At 38.8% G+C, this 3,200-nt stretch carries 4 protein-coding genes; 3 read left to right on the forward strand and 1 reads right to left on the reverse strand.

Annotated features, from left to right (window positions below; genetic code table 11):
* Nucleotides 1-802: glycoside hydrolase family 73 protein (locus FHL06_RS12220; RefSeq protein ID WP_192917979.1), on the reverse strand; the 802-nt coding region annotated here is incomplete at its 3' end.
* A gap of 99 nt (nucleotides 803-901) precedes the next feature.
* Between FHL06_RS12220 and FHL06_RS12225 the strand changes: the two genes are divergently transcribed.
* From FHL06_RS12225 to tnpC, 3 genes are read left to right on the forward strand one after another with little or no spacing between them, the layout of a single operon-like run.
* Nucleotides 902-1,087 carry a hypothetical protein gene (locus FHL06_RS12225; protein WP_102196419.1) on the forward strand — a complete coding sequence of 62 codons (186 nt, stop codon included), beginning with the start codon at nucleotides 902-904 and terminating at the stop codon, nucleotides 1,085-1,087.
* Nucleotides 1,077-1,439 (forward strand): IS66 family insertion sequence element accessory protein TnpB, encoded by a 363-nt coding sequence (gene tnpB, locus FHL06_RS12230; protein WP_102196418.1) that lies wholly within the window; start codon nucleotides 1,077-1,079, stop codon nucleotides 1,437-1,439. Before FHL06_RS12225 ends, tnpB begins: the two co-directional genes overlap by 11 nt.
* A gap of 54 nt (nucleotides 1,440-1,493) precedes the next feature.
* Complete coding sequence (tnpC, locus tag FHL06_RS12235; RefSeq protein WP_102196417.1) at nucleotides 1,494-3,011, forward strand: IS66 family transposase; 1,518 nt, start codon at nucleotides 1,494-1,496, stop codon at nucleotides 3,009-3,011.
* Nucleotides 3,012-3,200 lie beyond the last annotated feature (189 nt).

The raw sequence follows: 3,200 nt of genomic DNA on the forward strand, positions 1-3,200 counted from the left end.
AGGTGTCAACTGCGGGATGTGGATAACTTGTTTGGTTAAATGCTTCTTGGTCCCAACTTGTTAAACCGTCAGAAACAATAATTCTATTTAGAGCTGAAGCATAGTTAGTAGCTGTTGCGTATCCATCAGCTTTAACTCTAGCAGTAGCTGTCTGATAATCTTTTACACCCACTAAGTTACTGTATCTAGATGTGGTACCTAATAGGGCGTTGTGATCTTCAATACTTTCCTTGAATGATGGGTATGTTCTGAATGTGGCAGTGATGTAATAGACGTTACCATTAGCATCTTGCTCAGCAGTTCTCCATGGTTGACCGGGAGTACCCTTAATACCGAATAGGTTATTGAAAGGAGGCTGTGACAAAGCACTTGTTCCATTACCAGATTCCAAAACAGCTTGAGCAGCCGTTAATGATGGTAGAATCTTATATTTTGTCCAACCTTCAATTGCTCCTGCTTTAATTTGAGATAAGAAATCAGAATCAGCCATTGAAGGCATAACCCATGAATTGATGTTGAAATTAGAATCATAGTATCCTGGTCCCATTTCTTTGTTTGTTGAAACTGAAGTTTCCCCATCTTGGTTATCTGATGTTTTTGAATCAGTATTATCATTGGATGATGAACTTGAATCGACTATTTTCTGAGTAGCTTTTGAATCATCATTTTTACTTGAAACTTTTGTGGTGTTTGTCGAATTGTCGTTACTTGTTGTAGCACTAACTGTGGTTGTAGCAACAGTTGAACTCAGGGCTAATCCTACTAGCACTAATGAACTGTATAATTTTACTTTTTTGTACATTATGAAAAAATCGTAAGCACCTAATAACCGACCGTCTATGATTTAGGCGGAATTCGAATTATGATTATCTCATCAAACATATTGGTGAGGTATTTTTTTATGGAAAATCAACCTGAAATCGTGAAGGTCAATGTCCCTAAGGCTTTAAGCGAAGCTAAGCCGTCAGTACCCAGTCGGGCGCTTCATATTCGTATCGATCAACAAAAATCAGTAACTGTTTATAATCACGTAAACAACTACATCCTTAGTGCGGTGTTAGAGGCGGTGTTCCCGCATGCTCATTGATCAAAGAAAAATTCATCAAGTCTATTTAGTATGTGGTAAAACGGATCTTCGTCGAGGTATCGACGGCTTAGCAGCCGTCGTACAAGATCAGTTTGAACTAGATCCATATAATCGATCACTGTATCTATTTTGTGGTACACGAAAGGACCGGTTCAAAGCACTTTACTGGGACGGCGATGGCTTTTTATTACTCTATAAAAGGATTGAGTCCGGCCGACTTCAGTGGCCGACGAGTCAAGACGAGGTCCGAAAGTTGACTTATCTTCAACTATCAAAGCTTTTGAGTGGCTGGTCATTAGATTCAACTATTCATAAAATTAATCTGCCCAAGACTAAGAAAACGTTTTCTTAAAATGTCAATTGTGATAAACTCAATATCAAGAAAAACGTACAGTGAGTGGATATTATGACGCTAGAAGAACAAGTTGAAGCCTTGACCAAAAAGGTTCAAGAACAAGCAGAAATAATCGATTACTTGACCAAAAAACTTTATGGTCAAAAATCAGAGAAAGTTGATCCTAATCAACTTTCATTGTTGGATAAAGACGAAGGGGTTTTTATCGAACCAGAGCAAACTGGTGAAGATAACAAACCAACCCAAGTACAGCAAAAGAAGAAAGCTAAAAAAACACGGAAATCAATTATAGGTTCAAATGTACCTGTAAAAGAGACGGTAATCGGCCTAACTGATAAGCTGTGTCCTAACGGACACGGCTTAGTTTCAGTTGGAAAAAAGTTCCAGCGTGAAGAAATTCATTACCGACCAGCTAAACTATATTTGGAAAAGTTCTATACGAAGACTTATAAATGCCCGGAATGCGAATTGATCGATGGGCTAGCCCATCTGATCCAATCGAAGGTGCCCCAACCACTGATTCCGCATAGTTTAGCTTCGGTTTCATTAATAACAGAAATCATACATAAAAAGTTCGAACTGGGGGTACCTCTTTATCGCCAACTTCAAGATTGGAAACGACAAGGTATCGATCTTAGTGAGACAACGATTACCAATTGGATAATCAAAACTAGTCAAATTGTGGAACCATTGTATCAACAAATACATGAGGAACTACTATCGCATCGGTACTTGCAGGGTGACGAAACACCAATGGAAGTTTTGAATGAGCCTGGAAAATTGGCCAAGTCTAAATCATTTATGTGGGTGATGCGAAGCGTTACTCACGAAGCAAAGCAAGGTGTTTTCTATTCCTACGGTACCAGTCGCGCTAGCAGCTTCGCTGCATCGCTTTACAATGGTTTCACGGGAATACTACAATGTGACGGTTATTCTGGATATAATATTCTGGATGATTCAGTCACTAGAGATGGTTGCTGGGCTCATGCAAGACGCAAGTTTTACGACGACGCCAATAAAGGTACAAAGTTTAAGGCGACACTTCCACTAAATTTGATTGATGAAATGTTTCAATTAGAGAGAAAGTGGCAACATCTTTCACCACGGGCGCGACGCCGTCGTCGCCGCTGTTATCAGAGAAAAATATTAAAGAAATTTTGGCATTATATTGATACGGCTGATGCCTTACCAAAGAGTCGCCTAGGTAAAGCCATCACTTATGTTAAAAATCAGCGTGATGAACTTAATCGTATTGTCAACGACGGAGCAATCGATTGGAGTAACAATGCATCGGAAAGAAATATGAAGAGCTTTGTGATTGGCCGTAAGAATTGGCTATTTAGTACCAGCCAAGCTGGTGCTAAAGCCAATGCAATTTGGATGACGCTGATCGAATCAGCGAAGGCCAATAGAATTAATCCGGCTGAGTATTTAACATTTTTATTAAAAAATATCTCACAGCTTCCAACATTCTTGAAACCAGAGGAACTAGAAGCCTATTTACCGTGGAACTTTAAATCATCACGATTGAAAACGACTAACGAAGATAATCAAAAAATCGCCGCATAAATGAACACACAAAATCATCCGCATTCTCAAATGAGAGTACGGATGATTTTTTATTTTTCAATACGGTCAGTTATTAGGTGCTTACGTCTCTTCAAGAGGACCATTGGATTAAATTAGACTTGAGTGCTTTATACAAACGGGAATGTTTATCATTTATTTTTTTAAGACAACTGATTCTAACTTGATCCA

Origin of the sequence: Companilactobacillus halodurans, from assembly GCF_009600985.1 — a bacterium.
GTDB lineage: Bacteria > Bacillota > Bacilli > Lactobacillales > Lactobacillaceae > Companilactobacillus > Companilactobacillus halodurans.

Bases quoted from the DNA above. Each gene is read 5' to 3' on its own strand.
- FHL06_RS12225 (WP_102196419.1), top strand. From the start codon at position 902: ATGGAAAATCAACCTGAAATCGTGAAGGTCAATGTCCCTAAGGCTTTA.
- tnpB (WP_102196418.1), top strand. From the start codon at position 1,077: ATGCTCATTGATCAAAGAAAAATTCATCAAGTCTATTTAGTATGTGGT.
- tnpC (WP_102196417.1), top strand. From the start codon at position 1,494: ATGACGCTAGAAGAACAAGTTGAAGCCTTGACCAAAAAGGTTCAAGAA.